We start from the raw sequence: 24499 nt of genomic DNA, 5'->3' as shown, positions 1-24499 counted from the left end.
AGCCTATCGGCCCGTGCGGACATACTGATCGGGCTGTTCGTCACACTTGGGGTTGGCCCGAGTGCCACTCCGGCTCCCCCAGGAGCAGCCGCTCCAGGGCGGCCCGGTCCGGCAGGTCGGGCGGCCGTACGGCCTCTCCGCTGCGGACGTACACAAAGGTGGCCGTGACCGATTCCAGTGGTACGCCCTGCTGCTCGGCCCATGCGAGCCGGTAGACGGCGAGCTGCAGCGGGTCCGCGGCGCGGCCGCGGCTGGTCTTCCAGTCGACGATCTCGTACGTCACTCCGTCCCCGTCGCCGTTCTTGTAGACGGCGTCGATACGGCCCCGTACGACGCGGCCCGCGAGGGCGAGCTGGAAGGGGGTCTCGACGCGGTGGGGCGTGCGGTGGGCGTACTCGCTGCGTTCGAAGGCGTCCTTGAGCGCTTCGAGGTCCCGTTCGTCGGCGATCTCGGCCTCGCTGCCCGGCAGGTCTTCGGGCTCCAGCATGGGCAGCGTCAATTCTTCGAACCGGGCCTCCACCCAGGCGTGGAATCGGGTGCCTCGACGCGCGGCGGGTTGCGGGGGGCGCGGCATGGGGCGCGCGAGTTCCTGCGCGAGACCGTCCGGGTCCTCGGCCAGGCGCAGCAGCTGGGTCGCGGTCAGTGTGGTCGGCAGGACGACGTCCGTGACGCTGCGGCGGGCGCGCAGGAGCTCTCCGGTGAGCGCGTCGAGGTCGCGGTCCCATGAGGCGATGGCTCGGGCCTCCTCAGGAGTGAAGGACGTGCGCTCCGGGGCACGCTCCCGCCGCGGCTCCGGCTCCGGCTCCGGCTCCGGCTCCGGCTCCGGCTCCGGGAGGCGAACGGCCGGCCGCTCGCTCGGTCCGGCCTGGTGCGGGACGGCGGGGCGGTCCGTGGTCCAGGACTCCCAGTCGTCGGCGTCCTCCTCGAAGAACGGGTCCTCGTAGGGCACCTCTTCGTCCGGTGGCGGGGGCCAGTCCGGGTCGTCGTAGGTGTCGGGGTCGTGGGTGGCCGCCGGGTGGGCGTCCTGGTGGGTGGCGAGGTCTTCCAGGTGGGCGAGTACGGTCTCGGCGGCCGCGCGGCGGCGGGCCAGTGCGGCGGCGTCCAGGGGCAGCGGCCAGGCCTGGTCGGCCATCGCCCGGTGCAGGGCCGGGTTCTCCTCGTCCTCCGTGGGCTCGTCCGCCCAGGCCTCGATCTCGCCGTAGCCGGCGGCGCAGTGGTCGTGCAGGGCGAGCAGGAAGTCGGAGGGTCCGCGGGGCTTCTTCTGGGCGGGGCCCCACCAGTGGCCGGAGCCGAGGAGCAGAGAACGGGGGCGGGTGAAGGTGACGTAGCCGAGGCGGAGCTCCTCGGTGTGCTGGTGTTCCTTCATCGCCTCGTGGAAGGCCTTCATCCCCCGGGAGTTCCAGGCCTCGATATCGGGCAGCGTGTCGGCGTCTCCGCGCAGCCGGTGCGGCAGCACCTTGGCCTGGGAGGTCCACTTCTCGCGGCCCTGTGTGCTGGGGAACGTGCCGGTGACGAGGCCGGGCACGGCGACGACGTCCCACTCCAGGCCCTTGGACTTGTGCGCGGTGAGCACCTTGACGGTGTTCTCCCCGCCGGGGAGGGCGTTGTCGAGGCCCTTCTCGTACTGGGCGGCGGTGCGCAGGAAGCCGAGGAAGGCCAGGAGGGTGGCCTCGCCGTCGTTCGCGGCGAAGGACGCGGCGATGTCCAGGAAGTTCGACAGGGTCTCTCGGCGGCGGGCGGCGAGCGCGTGCGGTGACGCCGACAGCTCCACCTCAAGGCCGGTGACGGCGAGGACGCGGTGCAGGACGTCCATCAGCGGGTCGGCCAGCGAGCGGCGCAGTTCGCGCAGCTCGGTGGCCAGGCGGGCGAAGCGCACGCGCGCGTCCGGGGAGAACGGCAGCCCGTCGTCGTCCCCCTCGGCGTCGGCACCGTTCAGGGGTGTCTCCAGGAATGTCTCGAGGGCGTCCGCGAGCGATATCACCTCGGACGGGTCGACCCCCTCGACGGCCTCGGCGAGCCGGCGGTCCGGGTCGTCTTCGGCGCCCACGCGCGCGTGGGCCACGAGAAGTCGGGCGCGCCGCCCGAGGAGAGCGAGGTCGCGGGGGCCGATGCGCCAGCGCGGGCCGGTCAGCAGACGGACCAGGGAGGCATTGGCGCCGGGGTCCTGGAGCACCTCGCAGACGGCGACCAGGTCGGCGACCTCGGGCAGGTGCAGCAGCCCGGAGAGGCCGACGACCTCGACGGGGATGTCGCGGGCGACGAGCGCGCCCTGGATCTCGGCGAAGTCGGTTGCCGTACGGCACAGGACGGCGATCTCGCCGGGCGCCTTGCCGGTCTGCACGAGATGGGCGATGGAGTCGGCGATCCAGCCAATCTCCTCGGCATGGGTGGGCAGCAGGGCGCAGCGGACCGTGCCGTCGCGCTCGGCGCCGGGGGCCGGGCGGAGCGCTTCCACGCCCGCGTGCATGGCGCGCAGCGGCTCGGCGAGGCCGTTGGCGAGGTCGAGGAGGCGGCCGCCGCTACGGCGGTTCTCGCTGAGTGCCTGGCGGGTGGCGGGCCGGCCCTCGGCGTCGGCGAAGTGCTCGGGAAAGTCGTCGAGGTTGGCCACGGAGGCGCCGCGCCAGCCGTAGATGGCCTGGCAGGGGTCGCCGACGGCGGTCACCGGATGGCCCGTGCCCTCGCCGAAGAGGCCCGCCAGCAGGACACGCTGGGCCACCGAAGTGTCCTGGTACTCGTCAAGGAGCACCACGCGGAACTCGTCGCGCAGCACGCGGCCCACCTCGGGGATCCGGGCGAGGGCTGCGGAGAGGGCGATCTGGTCGCCGAAGTCGAGCAGGTCGCGCTCGCGCTTGGCGGCCCGGTAGCGCACGACGAGTTCGGCGAGTTCGCGGCGGGCGGCGGCCGTCTCCGGGACCTTGCGCAGGTCGGCGTTGGTGAGCCTGGCGTCTTCCAGGCTCACCAGCAGGTCGGCGTCCCACGCACGCAGGTTCTCGGGGCGTACGAGGTGTTCGGCGAGTTCGGAGTCGAGGGTGAGCAGGTCGCTGACCAGGTCGGCGAAGGAGCGGGTCAGCGCCGGGTAGGGGCCGGGAGCCTCGCGCAGTACGCGCGCGGCGAGCTGGTAGCGGGTGGCGTCGGCGAGCAGCCGTGATGTCGGCTCCAGTCCGATGCGCAGGCCGTGGTCGGTCAGGAGGCGGCCGGCGAAGGCGTGGTACGTGGAGATCACCGGCTCGCCGGGCGGGTTGTCCGGGTCGATGACGTCGGGGTCGGTGACGCCGGCCTTGACCAGTGCCTTGCGGACACGTTCGGCGAGTTCACCGGCGGCCTTGTTGGTGAAGGTCAGGCCGAGGACCTGCTCGGGGGCGACCTGTCCGGTGCCGACCAGCCACACCACCCGTGCCGCCATCACCGTGGTCTTGCCCGATCCGGCTCCGGCCACGATCACCTGCGGGGCGGGCGGCGCGGTGATGCAGGCCGTCTGCTCCGGGGTGAACGGGATGCCGAGGAGCTCCTTGAGCTGCTCGGGGTCGGTGATACGGGCGGCCATGTCCCAGAGGCTAGCGGCGGGCACTGACAACGGTTGCCGGCCCCCCGTCCGCCCGCTACTCGACCACGTGCCGTCCCTCCGGCCGCGCGCTGCACGACGCCCGGAACGCACAGTGCGTGCAGTGCTGGCCGGTGCTCGGCGTGAACCGCTCGTCGAGGACCTTTCCGGCGGCGGTGGCCAGCAGGTCACCGACCCACTCCCCCTCCAGCGGCTCCTGGGCCTGCACCTTGGGCAGGGTCTCGCCGCCGTCGCGCTTGGCCGCGCCCTGGCGCAGCTGCACGAGTTCGGCGCCGCCCGGTTCGGGGCGTACGCCGTCGAAGGCGTCGTCCACGGCTCCCGCGCCGACGGCCAGCTGGTAGACGGCGAGCTGCGGATGGCGGGCCACCTCGGCCGCGCTGACCGGCTGCTTGCCGGTCTTGAAGTCCACGACGTACGCGCGTCCCTCGCCGTCCGTCTCGACGCGGTCCATCTGGCCGCGGATGCGCACCTCGTAGTCGCCCGCTTCGAGGGTGACGTCGAAGTCGTGCTCGCTCGCCACGGGTGTGCGCCCGGTGCGGTCCAGCACATGCCACTTCAGGAAGCGTTCGAGCGCCACACGCGCGTGCTCCATCTCCTGCGCCGACTTCCAAGGCGCGTCGAAGGCGAGCGCGTTCCACACCGACTCCAGGCGCTCCATGAGGACGGCGAGGTCTGCGGGGGTGCGTCCGGACGCGACCTCGTCGGCGAGGACGTGCACCACGTTGCCGAAGCCCTGGGCAGTGGTGGCGGGCGCGTCGGCCTTCACCTCGCGGCCCAGGAACCACTGGAGGGCGCACGTGTTGGCGAGCTGGTCGAGGGCGCTGCCGGACAGGACCACGGGCTGGTCGCGGTTGCGCAGCGGCATCTTGCTCTCGGTCGGCTCGAACATGCCCCACCAGCGGTAGGGGTGGGCCGAGGGGACCAGTGGGCGGCCGTCCTCGTCGGCGAGCGCCGCGAGCCGGGCGAGCCGGCGGGCGGCGGCCTCGCGGAGGGTGGCAGAAGCGCGCGGGTCGACGGTCGTGGCGCGCAGCTCGGCGACGAGCGCGGCCACGGACAGCGGGCGGCGGGGGCGGCCGGTGACGTCCCGCGGTTCGACGCCGAGCTCCGTGAGGAAACGGGAGGGCTGGTCACCGTCGTCCGCGGGCGCCTGCACCGCGGTGACGACGAGGCGTTCACGCGCGCGTGTGGCGGCGACGTAGAAGAGGCGGCGCTCCTCGGCGAGCAGAGCGCCGGGGGTGAGCGGTTCGGCGAGCCCGTCGCGGCCGATGCGGTCGGCCTCCAGGAGGGAGCCGCGGCGGCGCAGGTCCGGCCAGAGGCCCTCCTGGACGCCGGCGACCACGACCAGGCGCCACTCCAGGCCCTTGGAGCGGTGCGCGGTCATCAGACGGACGGCGTCCGGCCGTACGGCACGCCGGGTGAGCGTGTCGGCGGCGATGTCCTCGGCCTCGATCTCCGCCAGGAAGTTCAGGGCGCCTCGGCCGCCGGTGCGCTCCTCCGCGCGCGCGGCGGTCGCGAACAGGGCGCACACGGCGTCCAGGTCACGGTCGGCGTTGCGGCCGGCCGCGCCGCCGCGCCGGGCGGCCCGTTCCAGACGGGTGGGCCATGGGGTGCCCTGCCACAGCTCCCACAGCGCCTCCTCGGCCGTGCCGCCGCCCGCGAGGCACTCCCGTGCCTTCCTGAGCAGCGCGCCGAGCCGCTGGGCCCCGCGGGCGTACACCGGGTCGTGCGCGACCAGGCGTTCGGGTTCGGCGAGTGCCTGAGCGAGCAGTTCGTCCGAGGGCGGCGGCAGCGGGTTGCCCGCCACGCGCTCCTCCTCGCGCAGGGCCCGGCCGAGACGGCGCAGGTCGGCCGCGTCCATGCCGGCGAGGGGGGAGGTGAGCAGGGTCAGGGCGGTCTCGGTGGTGAGCCAGGAGGTGTCCGGAGCCGGGTCCTCGGCGGATCGACCGGCGGTCTGCTCGGCGGTCTCCGCGAGCTGCTCCCCGGCGTCGCCCCGTGGCGCGGCTGCCTCGCCGTCGCCCCGTACGCCCCGTGCCGCCTCCGCCGTCGCCACCGCCCTGAGCGCCGTCAGCAGCGGTGCCACCGCCGGCTCGTGGCGCAGGGGCAGGTCGTCGCCGTCGATGTCCAGGGGGACGCCGGCGGCCGTGAGGGCGCGGCGGACCGTCGGGATGGTGCGCGATCCGGCGCGCACCAGGACGGCCATCTCGCCCCAGGGAACGCCGTCCTCCAGGTGTGCCCGGCGGAGGATGTCGGCGATGTTGTCCAGCTCCGTACCGGCCGTGGGGTACGTGTACGCCTCGACCCGGCCTCCGTCCCGGGCCGGGACGAGCTCACGATGGGCTCGTACCTTGTCGGCGGGCAGGCGGGTCAGCGGCATGCGCTGGGTCACCAGACGGGTGGCGGCCAGCAGGGCGGCGCCGGAGCGGCGGGAGGTCCGCAGGACCTCGACGGGAGCCGGACGGCCGTCCGCGCGCGGGAAGGCCGCCGGGAAGTCCAGGATGCCGTTCACGTCCGCGCCCCGGAACGCGTAGATCGACTGGTCGGGGTCGCCGAAGGCGACCAGGGTGTGGCCGCCGTCGGCCAGGGCGTGCAGCAGGCGAACCTGGGCCGGGTCGGTGTCCTGGTACTCGTCGACGTACACGGCGTCGTACTGCGCGGCGAGCCGGGCCGCGGCCTCGGGGCGACGGGCCAGCAGCACCGCGCGGTGGACGAGTTCCGCGTAGTCGAGCACGCCCTGCATGTCGAGCACGTCGAGGTACTCGGCGAGGAACGCGGCGGCGGCCCGCCAGTCGGGGCGGCCGATCCGGCGGGCGAAGGCGTCCAGGGCGTCGGGGCCCAAGCCCAGTTCCCGGCTGCGGGCGAGCACCGCGCGGACCTCGTCGGCGAAGCCGCGGGTGGTCAGGCAGGCGCGCAGTTCGTCCGGCCAGCGCACATGGGTGAGGCCGAGGCGTTCCAGGTCGGGCTCGCCCGCGAGCAGTTCGCGGACGGTGACGTCCTGCTCGGGGCCGGAGAGCAGTCGCAGCGGCTCCACGAACAGGTCGCTGTCCTGGTGGGCACGGACCAGGGCGTAGCAGTACGAGTGGAACGTGGTCGCCCGGGGTGCCCGGGCCGCCCCCATGCGCAGGGCCATGCGGTCGCGGAGTTCGACGGCCGCCTTGCGGCTGAACGTCAGCACGAGGATCCGCGCGGGGTCCCCGCCGCGGGCGATCCGCGCGGCCACGGACTCCACCAGCGTGGTGGTCTTGCCGGTGCCGGGACCTGCGAGAACGAGCAGCGGACCGGACCTGTGGTCAACCACCGCGCGCTGAGCGGCGTCAAGAAGAGGGGGATCCTGTTCGGTCGGCGGGGTACGCACCAGTCGGTAAGCGCCACGGTCCCCCTGCCGCACCTGAGGGTGCGGCAGGCGCCTGGTGGAGGAAGAGGAGCTCACGTGGTTCGCCGGTCCTGGTGGTCGTACTGGTTGTCGGGCCGCCGTGCGTGCAGAGCGGTGGCCGCGGGGTGAGGGGGACGCGTTCCGTCGACGCTACGCCGCCGGACGGGACGGAAGTGAGGCTTCCGCTTCTTCCCTCCCGGCTCTTGCGACACGCGCGTCCCACGCCTCACGAACGTACGGCATGCCACGGACGTCCCTCGTGTCCCCCGTACGGGCCACGGGTTCCCCTCGGAGGGGTCCGATGGCGGAAGCTGTCAGGTGTGACCCCCCGCGCCCTCGTCGCCGTCCCACCGCGCACGTCTCATGTCGAGCCGCGGCAGGTGGCCCTCGGCGGCCCTGCTCGCCTCCTTCAAAGGGGTGCCCTCCGCGCGATAGTGGTCGAGGGCCCGCAGTTCGTGGCCCGGAAGCAGCACCCCGTCGGCGCGCACGACGCGCCACCACGGCACGGCTCCCCCATAGAGGGCCATCACGCGGCCGACCTGGCGCGGACCGCCCTCCTCCAGCCACTCTGCGACGTCCCCGTACGTCATGACACGACCGGGCGGAATCCGCTCGGCCACGTCGAGAACCCGCTCGGCGTACTCCGGCAGCGCCTCCGTGCCTCCCGCCCGGGCGCCCTCAGGAAGGTTCTCCTCGCTCATTCGCCCCATCCTGCCCCACCCCACCGACAACGTGACGCACTCGTCACCGGACGCATCCCTCGCCCTGGAGCGGCGCTTCCGGCAGACTGTGCGCCCCCGCATTTGCACCCTGATGCCCCCGTGTGCCGGTGGGGCATGCCACCATCGTGCGGGCGGTGACCGGTGATACGAGACCAAGAAGAGACGATGAAGCAGCAGGGCGTGCACGCCGAAGGCGCGGAGGGCGGCTCTGCCGTCCCTTCGCGTCCGGACACCGCCGACGTGCACGAGAAGAGCCCTGAAGAGACCGCACGCACGACGTCTCCGCCGAACCGGGCCGACGGCCCGGACGACGCTCACGTCGACGAGGTCGAGGGCGACGAACCCCTGCTCCCCGCGCGCGTGCACCGTCCGTCCGACCTGATGCGGCTCCTGGTGGGCGTGCTCGCCATCGTCGTCCTGCTCGCGATCGCCGCGTTCGCACACGGAACGACCTCGGGGCTCGAACAGGACATCAACAAGGGCACCGGCCAGGCACCCGATCTGCTGATCAAGATCGCCGGACTGGCGTCGAGCATCGCGATCCTCCTGGTGCCGGTCGCGTTCGCCATCGAACGGCTGATCAAGCGGGACGGGCTGCGCATCGCCGACGGCGTGCTCGCGGCGGTCCTCGCACACGGAGTGACCCTCGCCACCGACCTGTGGGTCGCCAGAGCCGCCCCCGCCTCGATCCAGGAGGCGCTCACCCAGCCCTCCCCCGGTGACATCCACGCCCTGACCGACCCGGTGCACGGCTATCTGGCACCCGTCATCGCGTACATGACGGCCGTCGGCATGTCCCGGCGGCCCCGCTGGCGTGCCGTGCTGTGGATCGTGCTGATGCTCGACGCGTTCTCGATGCTGGTCACCGGCTACACGACGCCGTTCTCGATCATCCTGACGGTACTGATCGGCTGGACCGTGGCCTACGGGACGCTGTACGCGGTCGGCTCCCCCAATGTCCGTCCCACGGGACAGACGCTGATGGCCGGCCTGCGGCACGTGGGGTTCCACCCCGTCTCGGCGGCCCGCGAGGAGGCCGCGGACACGGAGAACGGCGACCGCGGCCGACGCTACTTCGTCACCCTGGAGGACGGCCCGCCGCTCGACGTCACGGTGGTCGACCGGGAGCAGCAGGCGCAGGGCTTCTTCTACCGCGCGTGGCGCAATCTGACCCTGCGCGGCTTCGCCACCCGCAGCAGCCTGCAGTCGCTGCGCCAGGCGCTGGAGCAGGAGGCGCTGCTCGCCTACGCGGCCATCGCGGCCGGCGCCAACGCGCCCAAGCTGATCGCGACCTCCGAGCTGGGCCCCGACGCCGTCATGCTCATCTACGAGCACACCGGCGGGCGCACCCTGGACGCGCTGGCGGACGACGAGATCACCGACGAACTGCTGCGCAACACCTGGCACCAGGTGCAGGCACTGCAGTCGCGGCGCATCGCGCACCGCAGGCTGGCGGGTGACGCGATTGTGGTGGATCGTTCCGGCACGGTGATCCTCACCGATCTGCGCGGTGGCGAGATCGCGGCCGGCGATCTGCTGCTGCGCATGGACGTCGCCCAGCTGGTCACCACGCTCGGCCTGCGGGTGGGCGCCGAGCGGGCCGTGGCCTCCGCCGTTCGCGTGCTCGGTCCGGACGTCGTCGCCGACTGCCTGCCGATGCTCCAGCCGATCGCGCTGACCCGCTCCACGCGCGCGACGCTGCGAAAACTGGCCCGCGAGCGGGCGCAGCGGGAGCGCGAGGCGGTCCTTGAGACATCACGGCAGGACAAGCAGGCCCGCCTGGAGGAGGGCTCGGACGACAGCGAACCCGTACTCGAGAAGCCCGACAAGAAGACGGTGCGCGCGGAACAGCGGGCCGAGAAGCGGGCCATCGACGAGGCTGTGGAGGAGGCTCGTGAAGAGGATCTGCTGACACAGATCCGGCACGAGGTGCTGCGGATCAGGCCGCAGGCGCCCGTGGAGCCGGCCCGCCTGGAGCGGGTGCGGCCGCGCACGCTGATCAGCTTCATCGCGGGTGCCATCGGCGCGTACTACCTGCTGACCCAGCTCACGCACATCGAGTTCGGCACCCTCTTCGCCCAGGCCCAGTGGGGCTGGGTGATCGCGGCGGTGCTGTTCTCGGCGCTCAGCTATGTCGCCGCCGCCATGGCACTGCTGGGGTTCGTGCCCGAGCGGGTGCCGTTCCCGCGGACCGTGGCGGCGCAGGTCGCCGGGTCCTTCGTGAAGATCGTGGCACCGGCCGCGGTCGGCGGTGTCGCACTCAACACGCGTTTCCTGCAGCGCGCGGGAGTACGGCCCGGGCTCGCGGTGGCGAGCGTCGGCGCGTCGCAGCTGTTCGGGCTCGGCTGCCACATCCTGATGCTGCTGTCCTTCGGCTATCTGACCGGCACCGAGAAGACCCCGTCGCTGTCGCCGTCCCGGACGGTCATCGCCGGCCTGCTCACCGTGGCGGTGCTCGTGCTCGTGGTGACCTCGGTGCCGTTCCTGCGGAAATTCGTCGTCACGCGCGTGAGGTCGCTGTTCGCGGGTGTGGTCCCTCGCATGCTGGACGTGCTGCAGCGGCCGCAGAAGCTGGTCACCGGCATCGGCGGCATGCTCCTGCTCACCGCCTGCTTCGTGATGTGCCTGGACGCGTCGATCCGGGCGTTCGGCGACAACTCCACCTCGCTCAGCATCGCCAGCGTCGCCGTCGTCTTCCTCGCCGGAAACGCGCTCGGGTCCGCGGCGCCGACCCCGGGCGGTGTGGGCGCGGTGGAGGCGACCCTGACGGTCGGCCTCATCGCCGTCGGCCTCCCCAAGGAGGTCGCCGCACCGGCCGTCCTGCTGTTCCGGCTCCTGACCCTGTGGCTGCCGGTGCTGCCGGGCTGGCTGGCCTTCAACCACCTGACGCGCAAGGGCGCCCTGTAGCCGCACGCCGGCGGAAGTACCTCGTACGGCCCGCGCCCCGAGCGCCGCACCGTGCGCCGCCCCAGGATGGAAGCATGCCGAAGCCCTTCCGGATCCGCGCCGCCGTGACCGTCGCCGTACTGCTGTCCTCCCTGGTGGCGGGCTGTAGCAGCGGCTCCGGCGACGGGGACCTGACCACGCAGAAACTGGACTGGAAGGACTGCCCGGCGCCGTCCCCGGCGGAGGGCGGCGGCGGCCCCCCGTCGCCGCTGCCGAACGGCGGCACCTGGCAGTGCGCCACCATGAAGGCGCCCCTCAATTGGGACAACCCCAAGGGCGCCACCATCGGCCTCGCGCTGATCCGGGCGAAGGCGAGCGGTGACCCGAGCAAGCGGATCGGCTCGCTGATCTTCAACTTCGGCGGCCCCGGCGGTTCCGGCGTCACTACGCTGCCCGCCTTCGGCGAGGACTACGCCAAGCTGCGCACCCGCTACGACCTGGTGAGCTTCGACCCGCGCGGGGTCGGTCGCAGTGACCCGGTCGAGTGCGAGAGCGACGCGCAGCTGGACGAGTTCTTCCAGCAGGACGCGACGCCCGACGACGCGGCCGAGCGCGCCCAGCTCCTGAACCGCACCAAGCAGTTCAACGGGGCCTGCGAGAAGAACTCCAAGAGGGTCCTCCCCCATGTGCGCACCGCGGACGCCGCCCGCGACATGGACCTCATGCGCCAGGTCCTCGGCGATGAAAAGCTGCACTACTTCGGCATCTCCTACGGCACCGAACTCGGGGGCGTCTATGCCCACTTGTTCCCCAAGAACGTGGGCCGGGCCGTGTTCGACGGGGTCGTCGACCCCACGCAGAACCCGGAACAGAGCGCGCTCGGGCAGGCCCGGGGCTTCCAGCTCGCGCTCGACAACTTCGCCGAGGACTGCACGTCGAAGACCACCGAGTGCCCGATCGGCGACACCCCGCAGGACGTCAAGGACCGCATCGCCAAGCTGCTCAGTGACCTGGACAAGAAGCCGATCCCGGGCATCTTCCCGCGCCAGCTGACCCAGACCGCCGCGACCAACGGCATCGCTCAGTCCCTGTACTCCAAGGACTTCTGGGAGTACCTCACGGAGGGGCTTGAGCAGGCCTACGCCGGCGACGGCAAGATCCTCATGCTGCTGTCCGACTCGATGAACGGCCGCAGCGAGAACGGCGAGTACAGCAACATCACCGCGGCGAACACCGCCATCAACTGCGCCGACGACAAACCGCGGTACACGGCCGACTTCGTCGAGCAGAGGCTGCCGCAGTTCCGCTCCGCCTCCCCGCTGTTCGGGGACTTCCTGGCCTGGGGCATGCTCAGCTGCACCAACTGGGCGGTACCGGGTGCCGCCGATCATCCCGACGTGAGTGCGCCCGGGGCGGCGCCGATCCTCGTCGTGGGCAACACCGGCGACCCCGCGACCCCGTACGAGGGCGCGCGGAAGATGGTGGACGCGCTCGGCAAGGGCGTCGGCGTCCAGCTGACGTACAAGGGGCAGGGGCACGGCGCGTACGACAGCAAGAACAAGTGCGTGCAGGACACGGTGAACGGCTATCTGCTGGACGGGAAGGTGCCGCCGGCCGGGACCGTCTGCTCCTGAACTCACTCGGGTTACTGAGAGAAGTCGCAGGTCAGAGAGTTATCCACAGGCCGGCACAGGCTCGGCTTGATCCGCCTACTATGGCCTGACTGCTCCCCGCGGCTCAGGGCGGAGGGCTCGTGAGGGGGGTGCGCATGTCGCGTTTCGCACGATGGACGGCCACGGTCGCAGCAGTTGTGCTGGTGGCCGGATGCAGCGGCGGATCGTCCGGCGGAAGCGGGGACGAGGGCAAGGGCCGGTCAGATACGCCGTCGGGATCGCCGACCGCCACGTCCGCCGCCCTGCCCGCCTCGCTCACGGCGCAGAAGCTCGCCTGGGGCGGCTGCAAGGCCACGAAAGACGCCCCGGCGCCGAGCGCCGACTGGCAGTGCGCCACGCTCAAGGTGCCTCTGGACTGGGCGAAACCGGACGGCGAGACGATCGGCCTGGCACTGATCCGCGCCAAGGCCACCGGAGGCGACCACATCGGCTCGCTGCTGTTCAACTTCGGCGGTCCGGGCGGCTCGGGCGTGTCCATGATGCCGTACTACGCGGCCACGGTCTCCAAGCTGCGCCAGCGGTACGACCTGGTGAGCTGGGACCCGCGCGGGGTCGGGGCGAGCGAGGGCATCCGCTGCCGCGGCGACCGGGAGATCCAGTCCGCCGAGACGGTGGACGCCACCCCGGACACACCGGCCGAGGAACAGGCCTACTTCCAGGACGCCGCCGACTTCGGCAAGGGCTGTGAGAAGGCCGCCGGGAAGCTGATGGCGCATGTGTCGACGACCGACACGGCACGCGACATGGATCTGATGCGCCAGGTCCTCGGCGACACGAAGATGCACTACTTCGGCATCTCCTACGGCACCGAACTGGGCGGTGTGTACGCCCACTTGTTCCCCAGGAACGTGGGGCGGCTGATCCTGGACGCGGTGGTCGACCCGAGCGCCGACTCGGTGGGCCACGCCGAGAACCAGGCCCGGGGCTTCCAGCGGGCCCTGGACGACTATCTGAAGTCCACGGGGCAGGACCCGAAGCAGGGCTCGCAGAAGATCGCGAACCTGCTGGACGGGATCGACGCCAAGCCGCTCCCGACGTCGTCCGGGCGCAAGCTGACACAGACGCTCGCGGTCACCGGAATCGTCCTGCCGCTGTACAGCGAGGCCAGCTGGCCGACGCTCACCAGTGCCCTGAAGGCCGCCGAGCAGGGTGACGGCTCGAAGTTGTTGTCGCTCGCCGACAACTACAACGAGCGCGACTCCGCGGGGCACTACGGCACGACCACGCATGCACAACGGGTCATATCGTGCCTGGACGACAAGCAGCGGCCCACGCTGACGGAGACGAAGAAGCTGCTGCCGGAGTTCGAGAAGATCTCACCGGTGTTCGGGGACTTCCTGGGCTGGGACACGGCCGGCTGGTGCCACGACTGGCCGGTGCCCGGGCAGTACGACACCCCGGAGGTCAGTGCGCCGGGTGCGGCACCGATCCTGCTGGTCGGCAACACCGGGGACCCGGCGACGCCGTACGAGGGCGCCCGCAGGATGGCGGACGAACTGGGCAAGGGTGTCGGTGTGGAGCTCACCTGGAAGGGCGAGGGACACGGGGCGTACGGCAACGGGAGCGACTGCGTCGACTCGACGGTGAACGCGTATCTGCTCGACGGGACGGTACCCGAGGACGGCAAGGTCTGCTCGTAGCGCCGCCGTCGGGCCAAGGGCCCCGGGCAGCGGAAAGGGGCCCGGCACTCGTGGTGCCGAGCCCCTCCGGGACCGGGGCAGGCGTGGGCCTAGTAGACGGGCTTGTCCGGCTCGATCTGGTGGACCCAGCCGATCACACCGCCGCCGACGTGCACGGCGTCCGCGAAGCCCGCGGACTTCAGCACGGCGAGGACTTCCGCACTGCGGACACCCGTCTTGCAGTGCAGGACGATCTTCTTGTCCTGCGGGAGGGCCTCCAGGGCGGTGCCCATCAGGAACTCGTTCTTCGGGATCAGCCGGGCGCCCGGGATGGAGACGATCTCGTACTCGTTCGGCTCGCGGACATCGATGATGTCGATGTTCTCGCCGTCGTCGATCCACTCCTTGAGCTGCTTGGGAGTGATCGTCGAACCGGCGGCCGCCTCCTGGGCCTCCTCGGACACGACGCCACAGAAGGCCTCGTAGTCGATGAGCTCGGTGACGGTCGGGTTCTCGCCGCAGACCGCGCAGTTCGGGTCCTTGCGGACCTTCACCTGGCGGTACTGCATCTCCAGGGCGTCGTAGATCATCAGCCGGCCGACCAGCGGCTCACCGATGCCGGCGAGCAGCTTGATGGCCTCGTTGACCTGGATGGAGCCGATGGACGCGCACAGCACACCGAGGACACCGCCCTCGGCGCAGGAGGGAACCATGCCGGGGGGCGGGGGCTCCGGGTACAGGCAGCGGTAGCAGGGGCCGTGCTCCGACCAGAAGACGGACGCCTGGCCGTCGAAGCGGTAGATCGAGCCCCACACGTACGGCTTGTTCAGCAGCACGCAGGCGTCGTTGACCAGGTAGCGGGTCGCGAAGTTGTCCGTGCCGTCGACGATCAGGTCGTACTGGCTGAAGATGTCCATCACGTTGTCGGCCTCGAGCCGCTCCTCGTGAAGGATCACGTTCACGTACGGGTTGATGCCCTTGACGGTGTCCCGAGCGGACTCGGCCTTGGAGCGGCCGATGTCGGACTGGCTGTGGATGATCTGACGCTGCAGGTTCGACTCGTCGACCTCGTCGAACTCCACGATGCCGAGCGTGCCCACGCCGGCCGCGGCCATGTACATCAGCGCCGGCGAACCCAGGCCGCCGGCACCCACACAGAGCACCTTGGCGTTCTTCAGCCGCTTCTGCCCGTCCATCCCGACATCGGGGATGATCAGGTGGCGGGAGTACCTGCGGACCTCGTCTACGGTGAGCTCAGAGGCTGGCTCGACCAGGGGTGGCAACGACACGGGGACTCCGTTGGTCGGTCAATCACTACAGTTGTTCTCCCTGTAACACTGCCATGGCCTTCTTCATTCCGAGACACCCGTTCCGATCCGCGAGACGATTTCGTCCCAGTAGCCGGGCATGGTCTCCCAGGGGTCGGCCCGGCCGCCGCGATCGGTGCGGTCGGTGAAGTAGATCGTCGCCGCGCCCTGCCAGCGGGCGACGCGCAGCGCCTCGTCGAGATGGCCGCGGGGCACGCCGTGCACGAAGTGGCAGAAGCGGTCGGGCGGGTAGTCGGCGGTCCACTCGGCCACCTGCGACCAGCGGTAGTCGGCCCAGGAGCCGGAGAAGGTCACCAACTGGTCGGCGGTCGCGGCGTAGCCCGGGTGCGGGTGGGTGCCGTGGCCGAGGACGACATGGGCGTCGGCGCGGATCGCGCGCAGCGCGTCGACGGTGCGGCGGACCTCGGGGAGCGCGGTGCGCTCGCCGGGGCAGCGGTCGAGGAGGAAGCCGCCGACCCGGTACCAGTCGAGGTAGCGGTGGGCGTCGGAGAGCAGGTCCGCGTAGGTGCGGGCGCCGTAGATGGTGTCGAGGTGACCAAGGACACGGACACCCGCGTTGCGCAGCCGGCCGGCCGCCTCCAGGCAGTGCGGGTCGGGGCGCGTGCCGGGGCCGCCGCCCGACACGTTGAGGACGACCCAGTGCAGGGGCGTGCCCGGGCGGGTGAGTTCGCCCCACTCCATCGGGGCGACCAGGGGATGCGCAAAGCCGGGGATGCCGAAACCGGTGCGGGCGACGGTGCCCGCGGTGCCACGTTTGGTGCTGGTCAGATGCGGCATGCCGCCTCCATCCAGATGTCGGCGAGGGACTCTTCGAGGTTGATGCGGGGCCGCCAGCCGAGCCGGTCGCGTGCGGTGCGCACGTCGGCCTGCTGCCAGCTGCCGCAGCCGTCGGGGTACGGAAACGCGACCGGGGCGTGGTCGGAGTCGGGGCGCGGGTGGCCGATGGATGCCCTCAGGGGTCCGGGCGGCCCGTCGAGTTCATGCAGCGCGCCGCCGTATCCGGCGACGCGGGCGAGAACGGCGGCGGCGTCGCGCAGGCGGACGGCGCGGCCCGAGCCGATGTTGATGACGCCCTGCGCGGCGGAGAGCGAGGCGGCGTGCACGGCGCGGGCCACGTCGCGGACGTCGACGAAGTCGCGCTGGACGCCCAGGCCGCCGAGCTTGAGCTCGCCGTCGCCGGACTGCATGGCACGGCGCATCGCCTCGGCGAGGCGGCCGAGCGGGGAGCCGGCCGGTGTGCCGGGTCCGGCGGGCGAGAACACGCGGAGGACCACGGCGTCCAGACCCGAGCCCAGGACGAGTTCGGTGGCGGCGAGTTTGCTGACGCCGTACGGGCCGCCGGGGCGGGGGACGGCGTCCTCGGCCGTGGAGGAGCCGGGCTGGCTGGGGCCGTACTCGGCGCTGCAGCCGATCTGCACGAGGCGGGCGCCGCAGCCGCTGCGGCGCAGGGCCTCGCAGACGGTGGCGACGGCGACGGTGTTGTGCCGGGTGAGTTCGCGGGCGCCGCCGCGGGTGGCTCCGGCGCAGTTGACGACGACGCCGGGGTGCACCGCGTCGAGGAAGCGGGTGAGTGCGCCGGGGCTGCCGGACGCGAGGTCGAAGCGGACGTCGGCGTCGTCGCCGCGGCCGAGCGCGGTGAGCTGGACGGCCGGGTCGGCGAGCAGGCGGTCGGCGACGAAGCGGCCGAGATAGCCGTTGGCTCCGATCAGCAGGACCCTCATCGTGCGGCTCCCGGGGTCTGCGTTCCGGCTGCTCCGGTGGCTCCGGGCGCTCCGGGTCGGGAGGTGGTCATCTGGTGTTCTCCTTCGAAGGGACGATGCGGTTGCCTCCGGCGGCTGAGCAGGGCGCCTGCGGCTGGAAAAGGTCTGGGTTCCGGTGGGCGGCTCCGGCGCGAAGGGAGCGGTGGTGTGCCGGTCATCGCTGCTCTCCCGCCGGCGTGTGCGCCGAGGCGCGGGTGAGGGTGCGGGCCGCGTGGAGCAGCAGGGCAAGGGCGGCCGTTCCGCAGGCGAGTGCGGGGACGCTGCCCTCGCCCCAGGTGTCCACGAGGGTGTCGACGGGGGTCGCCAGGAAGGCGCACCCGGGGAGCCGCCCGCCGAGGGCCAGGGCCAGGGCCGTCGCCTCGACCGAGGCCGCGGCGGTGAGGGCGCGGGCCGGGGCGTGCGCATGGTGGTGCACGGTGAGGAGGCGGGCGAGCAGGAGGAGGGCGCCGAGGGTGAGGACCTGTGGGAGGGCGGCGGGCTCGTGCAGGGCCGTGCCGGACAGGGCGGCCAGGCCCGTGAGGGCGCTCAGGAAGAGGGCGACCGTGCCGAGCAGCAGCGGTCGTGCGGCGGCGGTGAACTCCTCCAGGCCGCGGCTGCCCGTGAGCCTGCGGTGGACGCGTGCGGCGAAGAGATGGGCGGTCCAGGCCGCCGGGGCGCAGCCCAGGGTGAGGGCCAGGACGGGTGCGGTGGCCAGGGGCCAGGGGCCGCCCGCGGCGCCGGTGGGCAGGCCGCCGGGGCCGCCGTGCAGGACGGCGTGGAGCAGGCCGTCGCCGAGGAGGGCGTAGGCGAGGAGCCAGTGGGCGGACGCGCGCGTGCCGAGCGGCGTGTGCCACATGTGGCCGTCGGGTGGGTTGGCGAGCGGGCCGCGGCGCAGTGCCGCGCGCACGGCGAGGGTCACGGCGAGGACGCCCACGGCGGCCGCCACAAGGCGCGTTCGGCCGTGGGTGAGGTGCAGGGCGGTCACGACCGCCGCGCTCAGGGCTCCGGGGAGGAGGGTGAGCAGGGCCCAGTCGGCGCGGGCGTGGGGCGCGGCCGTGGGGTCGGGGGGCGGGAGCGGGTCGTCGTCGCGGGGCACGCGCGCGTACATCTCCTCGGCGAGCGAGAAGACGTCGCGGTGACGGAAGCGGGCGGCGGTCCGGTCGGTGACGCCGTGCGCCTCCAGACCCGCCGCGATCTCCAGCGGGTCCACGGCGCGTTCGCACAGCTCGCGGTGGCGGTGCATCAGCGCCTTCACGGGGTCGGCGGCGCCCCGGCGGACGGCGCGTCCACGGCTGCGGGCCGTGCTCGCGCCGGCTCTGCCGCCCGCGGTCGTCGGCGGTTCGGCCCCGCGCGAGGAGTCCTGTGCCCGCCCGTCTACGGGAGCAGGCGCCGGCTCCTCCCCCGCGAGCCACCCCTCCGAGCGCGTGTCCCACGCGCCGGGGCTGCCCGGGGTTCCGGGGCGGTCCAGTTCGCCCAGGTCGCTCATCGGACTCCCTCCGTGACCGTCAAGGGGGTGGCGCGCACCGGTGGGCCGGAGGCCCAGGCAGGGCCTCCGCGTGCCAGCACGCGGGACGCGGAACCGGTCCAGCGCCCGGGGAGATGGGCCTCGGCCGGGACGGCGAACGGGAGGGGTTCGCCGGTCTCGCCGAGGACGACCCGGCGGACCGGGCAGTGCGAGAGGATCTCCAGGTAAATGCCGTGAAATGCCGCGATGTTCTGCTCGACGGTGAACAGTTCGAGCGCCCGGGCGCGGGCAGCGGCGCCCAGGCGCTCACGGCGCTCGGGATCGCGCAGCAGCGCCACGCACGCCTCCGCGAGCGCCCGCGGATTGCGCGGCGGTACGACGAGCCCCGTGCCGCCGATCACCTCGACCACGGCGCCGACGTCCGTGGACACCGTCGCGCGGCCGCAAAACATGGCCTCGACCAGGCTGATCGGGAAGCCCTCGACGACGCTGGAGAGGACGGTCACGGCGCCGGAGGCGTACACGTCGGCGAGGGACGGGGCGTCGGGCTCTCCGATCTCCTCGAAGGAGACCGGGTTGTCGCCGACCGCGTGCACGCCCTCGGCCTCGTCCGGGAAGAGCTGCGCGGCGAGCGCCCGGCAGTGGCCCAGATACGCCTCGCCCTCGGCGCCCGTCGCCGCGCCGACGACGCGCAGACGTGCCTTGGGCTCCTCCTTGCGGACCTCGGCGAAGGCGTGCAGCAGGGACACCAGGTCCTTGGCGGGTTCGACCCGGCCGACCCACACCAGCGTGCCCGGTTCGGCGTGGTCGGCGGACTCGCCCACCTCCGCGAAGCGGGACGCCTCCATGCCCGGGTAGACCGTGCGGATCCTTGAGCGGTCCGCGCCGCAGTGCTCCTGCCAGCGGCGGGCGTGCGCGTTGCCCGGTGTGAGGATCGCGGCCCGGGTGTAGACCTCGGCGGCGAGCCTGCCGTGGAAGGAGGCGAGCAGCGCGCGCACGGCGGGAGCGGCCTCGGCGGAGGCGAGGTAGTGCGAGCGCAGGCGCACGCCGTACTCGGTCACCAGCAGCGGTACGCCGGAGAAGTGACGGGCGAGCAGTCCGGGCAGTGCCGCCGCGCCGCCGGCGGTCGCATGGCACAGGTCGACCGAGCCGAGGCCGTCGTCCTCGTACCAGTCGAGGGACAGGGGGCGCAGGCTGCGTTCGAGGTGCGCGGCGACGGCGAGCAGATCCGGCACGCGGGCCTCGCGCGCCGTGCGCGGTGCGCCGGGTGCGCGGCAGGCGTGTTCCAGCGCGCGCAGGGCCGTTTCGGAGCGGAGCGCGCCGACCAGTCCGCCCTCGTCGCGCGCGAGTTCCGCGAGCCCGTACAGCGCACTGGCGAAACGGTCCGCCTGGTCATCGGATCCGATGCAGACCGCCGTGACGAGTTCTCCGTAGCAGTCGGCAAAACGCCGGCGCGTGCGCCGTCCGTGCACCACCTCGTCGTCCTCGGCGGTCCACAGCGGGGCCGTGCGGACCCGGCTGACCTGTGGTGGAAGCGGGATCCAGCCCTCGTCCTCCTGTTGCCGGCTACGGCTGAGCGCGTAGATGTCGAACTCGTGCTGCCCGAGCCCGCGCACGAGCCGGTCGCACCAGAGCCTGGCATCACCGTTCAGATACGGATAGCCACCCTCCGTAAGCAGTCCGATGCGCACGAGCGCACCCCCGATCTCCCGTGTGAGGAGCCGCCGTCACAGTGGCGGCTCGCAGCGGGACGAACGTATGCGGACATGACGGTGGCGCGACGGACGGTTGTCCATCACGCCACCAAAAGGGGTGAACGGGAGTAACTTTCCCGTGCGGCTGACGTTCGCTGGCGCTAAGAGATGGTTCGAACACGGAACGTCACTCCCGCGCGCGCCACCGACCGGTGCACGACGCGCGAGGCGCTTGTCAACTCTTGGGGTAGGGCCAGGGGTTGGGCAGGCAGTGGATTCCGTCGTGGTCGAGGAACTTGGTCTGCTGCTGCATGACCGGGGCCAACTCGCCGTTCCTGTCGCAGCTCACATGGCCGTAGCCCAGCCGGTGGCCGACCTCGTGATTGATGAGCATCTGCCGGTAGGCGTGGATTTCGTTCCCGTACGTCTTGCTGCCCTGCGCCCACCGGTATGCGTTGATCATCACGCGCTCGGTGGAGGCGGAGTCGCACGACACGTTGTCCTCCGTCGTGTCGAGACCGGACTTGGCGCACCACTGCGCGGTGGTGCCGGGGCTGGCCAGTGTGATCACGAAGTCGGGCTTGCCGGAGTAGATGCGCTCGAAGGTCCGGGCGCCGCCGTGGGCCCAGCTGCGGTTGTCGTTGAGCGTCTTCTGCACGGCCTGGGCGAAGAGTTCGGCGTCCAGGCCGAGCCCCTGCTCCACGTCCACGCGGTAGGTGTACTTCCGGCCCTTGCCGGGCGCCCTGTCGACGCCGGGTACGGCCTCGAACTTCCCCGAGCCCTTGAGCGTGACACCGAGCGGGTACTTCGTGGCCATCTTCTGCTCGTACGTCAGCGTCGCCACGCTCGGCGCGGCGGACGGGGTGGTCCGGCCCTGGCCGCGCGAGGTGGAGTCCTGGTCGGCGCGGGCCTGGTCGGTGGCCGACTGCGACCGCACATCGGCGTCGTCGCGGCCGTCGGCGACCTGACCGGCCACGATCACCGCGAGCACGGTGGTGACGGCGGCGGCCGCGATGCCGGTGAACGCTCGGCCCTTGGTGCTCTTCGTCTCCCCGGACGGCGCCGCCGGGGGCGTGCCGTCGTCCGCGTCGGGCCCGGGGACCATCGGTGCGGTGCCGGGGGTGGGCGACTCGGTGCGCTGGGCGCCGATGCCGGCTCCGGACCGGGGTGTGAAGACGTCGTCGTCCTCGTCGAAGGCGTCGAGGTAGTCCTGCCGCGGTAGGCCCGGCATCGCCTGCCGCTGCCGCGGTATGGCCACACCGGGCCCCGCCACGCCGAGCCCAGCCGCACCCGCTCCGGGCGCACCGGCTCCGGGCGCACCACCGCGCCCCCTCAACTCACCCCAGCCACCCCCGGCTTCACGCTGCTCGGGATGCCCACCGCGGGATCGGGGGGTGCCGTCGGGGAAACGGGGGGTGCCATGGGCGGGCGTGCCGTCGGGGAAACGCGGAACGCCGCGCGCGGGAGTCCCGTCGGGCAGACGCGGCACCCCATGAGCGGGAGTCCCGTCGGGCAGACGCGGCACCCCATGAGCCGGCGTGCCATCAGGAAGACGCGGTACCCCGCGCGCGGGAGTCCCGTCGGTGAATCCCGTCCCCCCGCCCGTCGGTGCCTGCCGTTGTCCGGGGAGCGGTACGTGCCCCGCCCACGGACCGGGCACATCCGGCGGCCCCTCGATCCCGGCGGAGTCTCGTGGCCCCCGCCTTCCCCCTATGTCCGCGGCATCGCCCTTGGCGGAGGATCCGCGGCGGCTGTGGCGTCCCACGTCGGCCCTCAGCTCCCCGCACCCGCGTCGACCGCGCCGGAACCGCCGTCGGGGGCCATCGGCGCCGACTCCCCCAGGTCCGCGAGGAGTTCACGGAACGCCGCGGCCACCGTCTCCGGGTACTCCATCATCGCGACGTGCCCGGCGTCGGGCAGGGAGAGCAGACGGGAGTCGCGGAAGGCGCGCGCCGCCCGCTGGGCCATGCGGTAGCCGACGAGCTGGTCGCGGCCGCCGTAGATCAGCAGGGTCGGGGCCAGGACGCGCTCGGCCTGGCGCCACAGCCCGTGCTGTCCGCCCAGCGTGTAGGCGTTGACGAGCCCGCGCGCGGAGCGCGCCATCGCGTCCCAGAAGTACGGCAGTTGCAGCCGCCGCTCCAGTTCGTCCACGGCGTGTCCGAATGCCTCGGGCGTCACCCGCCCCGGGTCGCCGTAGCACAGGCCCAGGACTCCGCGGACCCGCTGCTCGGCCGTCCACTCCTTGGTGAGCCGGGTGAACAGCGCGGCCACGCCGGGCACCCCCAGCAGCCCCGTCGGCACCGCGGTCCGCTGCACGCGCAGTTCGGGCAGTGCGGGCGAGACGAGCGTGAGCGTCCGTACGAGATCGGGACGCACGGCGGAGAGGCGCGTGGCGACGGCGCCGCCGAGCGAGTTCCCGAAGAGGTGGACCGGGCCGCGTCCGGTCGCGTCGAGATAGCGGATCACCGCGCGCGCGTGTCCCGTAATGGAGTAGTCGCCGTCGTCGGGCGGCGGGGAGTCGCCGAAGCCCGGCAGGTCGACCGCCTCACCGGCGACGACACCGTCCAGCCTCTCCATGAGTGCCGACCAGTTCTGCGAGGAACCGCCGAGCCCGTGGACGTACAGCGCGGGCGGCAGTCCCTCGCGCGCGGGTGGTCTCGACCGGATGGACAGCGTGACACCGGGAAGCGTCACCGAACCGAGTCGCTCGCCCTCCGCGACCCTGACGCGCGCCACCTTCGGGAGCACGCTGGTGGCAGGCACGAACGGCAGCTCGGTCGAAGACATGCGCCAATGTTACGAGACGATCACGCAGTGGATCGTGTGTTCGCGGTCACAGAACAGGCCTGAATCGCATAGCGTCCGAATCAGGTGTCTCCTACGCTCTTACAGAGGGCACCCGCTTGTCGCCCCTGTTTCTCCCAGGGACAACATTCCACGGAAGGGAGCCCGTCATGGCCCTTGACCCCACCGATCCGGATGTCTTCGAGGAACTCGCCGACGACGAGGCCGCGGAGATCGACGTCGAGGCGCCCGAGAACGACGCCGCGCAGCAGCACGCGGACGTCACACCGGACCGCGACGAACCCCTGGAGAACGTCGACCCGGCCGTCGCGAACGAGGCGGATCTCCTCGAACAGAGGCGGGTCGTGTCCCTCGACGAGGACGATTACCGCTGACGCCGACGACGACACGGGGAGTGACCTGCCCCGTTTGTTGCCCTTCGACGGGCTTTCGCCGCCGTCCGGTACGTGAAATTCTGCGCTCGCACCGCGCACACCACGGTTACCGAAAAGTACGATGGCCGCGCGGCGCACACCGCATGTGGACGACTTTGGGAGGCGGCGTGACAGCCATCGAGCAGACAGAGGCGGCACGCCCGCGGGGCACTCGCCTTCCGCGCCGTGCCCGACGGAACCAGCTGCTGGGCGCCGCCCAGGAAGTTTTCGTGGCGCAGGGCTACCACGCTGCCGCGATGGACGACATCGCCGAGCGCGCCGGGGTCAGCAAGCCGGTGCTCTACCAGCACTTCCCGGGCAAGCTCGACCTCTACCTGGCCCTGCTGGACCAGCACTGCGAGTCCCTGATCCAGGCCGTGCGGGGCGCGCTGGAGTCGACGTCCGACAACAAGCAGCGCGTCCGGGCGACCATGGACGCCTACTTCGCGTACGTCGAGGACGACGGCGGCGCGTTCCGCCTGGTCTTCGAGTCCGACCTGACGAACGAGCCCGCGGTGCGCGAGCGCGTCGACAAGGTGACCAACGACTGTGCCGAGGCGATCTGCGACGTCATCGCGGAGGACACGGGACTGTCGCGCGCCGAGTCGATGCTGCTGGCCTCCGGTCTCGGCGGGCTCGCCCAGGTGGTCGCGCGCTCCTGGCTGCACAGCGACCGCACCGTCCCGCGCGACCAGGCGGTCCAACTGCTGACCTCGCTGGCCTGGCGGGGCATCGCCGGCTTCCCGCTGCACGGCATCGAACAGAACCACTGATGAGCAGAGCCGTCGAGGGTCGTGGGCACGTCGGCCGGGTTTGTTCCCGGCCGCTGTTCGCTCCTGGCGTTCTTGCGCGCTGCGTGCAGGTCCCCTCACCGGGCTAATGTGTGCTGGGTACGGCGCGGAAGGTCGCGCACTTCACTGACCGTCGGAGGGACATAGCCGTGGAGGTCAAGATCGGCGTGCAGCACGCGCCCCGCGAGATCGTTCTGGAGAGCGGTCAGAGCGCGGAGGAAGTCGAGCGCGTGGTGTCCGAGGCCCTGGCCGGAAAGACGCAGCTGCTCAGCCTTGAGGACGAGCGCGGCCGCAAGGTGCTGGTGCCGGCGGACCGCCTGGCGTACGTCGAGCTCGGCGAGCCGACGGTCCGCAAGGTGGGCTTCAGCGCGCTGTAGTCACAGCTGACGGAAAGGGGCCCGATGGCGTACAGCCGTCGGGCCCCTTTCCGTG

The 24499-nt window shown here is 72.3% G+C and carries 16 protein-coding genes; 6 read left to right on the top strand and 10 right to left on the bottom strand.

The genetic code is table 11. The features are described from left to right. Nucleotides 1–40: 40 nt before the first annotated feature. From AB0I54_RS02985 to AB0I54_RS02975, 3 genes are all read right to left on the bottom strand, one after another. The gene (locus tag AB0I54_RS02985) at nt 41–3544 is read right to left on the bottom strand and encodes an ATP-dependent DNA helicase (protein WP_363294086.1); all 3504 of its coding nucleotides are present in this window, start codon (nt 3542–3544) and stop codon (nt 41–43) included. A 55-nt stretch (nt 3545–3599) separates the two neighbouring features. Further along, on the bottom strand, nt 3600–6989 hold the full coding sequence (locus AB0I54_RS02980; protein ID WP_363294085.1) for an ATP-dependent DNA helicase: 3390 nt from the start codon (nt 6987–6989) through the stop codon (nt 3600–3602). Nucleotides 6990–7246: 257 nt separating this feature from the next. Beyond that, on the bottom strand, nt 7247–7633 hold the full coding sequence (locus AB0I54_RS02975) for an MGMT family protein (protein WP_363294084.1): 387 nt from the start codon (nt 7631–7633) through the stop codon (nt 7247–7249). Between the two features lie 186 nt (nt 7634–7819). On the opposite strand from AB0I54_RS02975, the gene AB0I54_RS02970 reads away from it, so the two are divergent. The 3 genes from AB0I54_RS02970 (at nt 7820) to AB0I54_RS02960 (ending at nt 13853) form a co-directional block, all read left to right on the top strand. After that, entirely contained in the window at nt 7820–10561 is a 2742-nt protein-coding gene (locus AB0I54_RS02970; RefSeq protein WP_363294083.1) for a lysylphosphatidylglycerol synthase domain-containing protein, read from the top strand. Nucleotides 10562–10635: 74 nt separating this feature from the next. Further along, nucleotides 10636–12174 carry an alpha/beta hydrolase gene (locus tag AB0I54_RS02965; protein ID WP_363294082.1) on the top strand — a complete coding sequence of 513 codons (1539 nt, stop codon included), beginning with the start codon at nt 10636–10638 and terminating at the stop codon, nt 12172–12174. A 134-nt stretch (nt 12175–12308) separates the two neighbouring features. Next, entirely contained in the window at nt 12309–13853 is a 1545-nt protein-coding gene (locus AB0I54_RS02960; RefSeq protein WP_363294081.1) for an alpha/beta hydrolase, read from the top strand. A gap of 89 nt (nt 13854–13942) precedes the next feature. Here AB0I54_RS02960 and moeZ read toward each other — a convergent pair whose 3' ends face one another. The 7 genes from moeZ to AB0I54_RS02925 all read right to left on the bottom strand — a co-directional run bounded on the left by moeZ (nt 13943) and on the right by AB0I54_RS02925 (nt 22845). Continuing rightward, entirely contained in the window at nt 13943–15121 is a 1179-nt protein-coding gene (gene moeZ / locus AB0I54_RS02955) for an adenylyltransferase/sulfurtransferase MoeZ (protein ID WP_363294080.1), read from the bottom strand. Between the two features lie 63 nt (nt 15122–15184). Next, complete coding sequence (locus AB0I54_RS02950) at nt 15185–15937, bottom strand: spherulation-specific family 4 protein (RefSeq protein WP_363294079.1); 753 nt, start codon at nt 15935–15937, stop codon at nt 15185–15187. After that, the gene (locus AB0I54_RS02945; protein WP_363294078.1) at nt 15925–16881 is read right to left on the bottom strand and encodes an NAD-dependent epimerase/dehydratase family protein; all 957 of its coding nucleotides are present in this window, start codon (nt 16879–16881) and stop codon (nt 15925–15927) included. Before AB0I54_RS02945 ends, AB0I54_RS02950 begins: the two co-directional genes overlap by 13 nt. A 193-nt stretch (nt 16882–17074) precedes the next feature. Beyond that, the gene (locus AB0I54_RS02940; protein ID WP_363294077.1) at nt 17075–18385 is read right to left on the bottom strand and encodes a hypothetical protein; all 1311 of its coding nucleotides are present in this window, start codon (nt 18383–18385) and stop codon (nt 17075–17077) included. Continuing rightward, entirely contained in the window at nt 18382–20055 is a 1674-nt protein-coding gene (locus AB0I54_RS02935) for a DUF3492 domain-containing protein (protein ID WP_363294076.1), read from the bottom strand. Before AB0I54_RS02935 ends, AB0I54_RS02940 begins: the two co-directional genes overlap by 4 nt. A 238-nt stretch (nt 20056–20293) precedes the next feature. Continuing rightward, nucleotides 20294–21823, bottom strand: a complete 1530-nt coding sequence (locus AB0I54_RS02930; RefSeq protein ID WP_363294075.1) for a DUF3152 domain-containing protein — start codon at nt 21821–21823, stop codon at nt 20294–20296. 8 nt (nt 21824–21831) lie between these two features. Next, nucleotides 21832–22845, bottom strand: coding sequence for an alpha/beta hydrolase (locus AB0I54_RS02925; protein ID WP_363294074.1), 1014 nt, complete (start codon nt 22843–22845; stop codon nt 21832–21834). Between the two features lie 167 nt (nt 22846–23012). Here AB0I54_RS02925 and AB0I54_RS02920 point away from each other — a divergent pair, with 167 nt between their 5' ends. The 3 genes from AB0I54_RS02920 to AB0I54_RS02910 all read left to right on the top strand — a co-directional run bounded on the left by AB0I54_RS02920 (nt 23013) and on the right by AB0I54_RS02910 (nt 24444). Then, a complete protein-coding gene (locus tag AB0I54_RS02920; protein WP_363294073.1) occupies nt 23013–23237 on the top strand; it encodes a hypothetical protein in 225 nt (74 codons plus the stop codon). Nucleotides 23238–23404: 167 nt separating this feature from the next. Then, nucleotides 23405–24049 (top strand): TetR/AcrR family transcriptional regulator, encoded by a 645-nt coding sequence (locus AB0I54_RS02915; protein WP_363294072.1) that lies wholly within the window; start codon nt 23405–23407, stop codon nt 24047–24049. A 167-nt stretch (nt 24050–24216) separates the two neighbouring features. Further along, complete coding sequence (locus AB0I54_RS02910; RefSeq protein WP_363294071.1) at nt 24217–24444, top strand: DUF3107 domain-containing protein; 228 nt, start codon at nt 24217–24219, stop codon at nt 24442–24444. Nucleotides 24445–24499 lie beyond the last annotated feature (55 nt).

The sequence above is a fragment of the Streptomyces sp. NPDC050625 genome (assembly GCF_040654755.1).
In the GTDB taxonomy this organism is placed as follows: Bacteria; Actinomycetota; Actinomycetes; order Streptomycetales; family Streptomycetaceae; genus Streptomyces.
The sequence above is the reverse complement of the archived record's forward strand: the minus strand, read 5'-3'. Positions and strand labels throughout refer to the sequence as shown.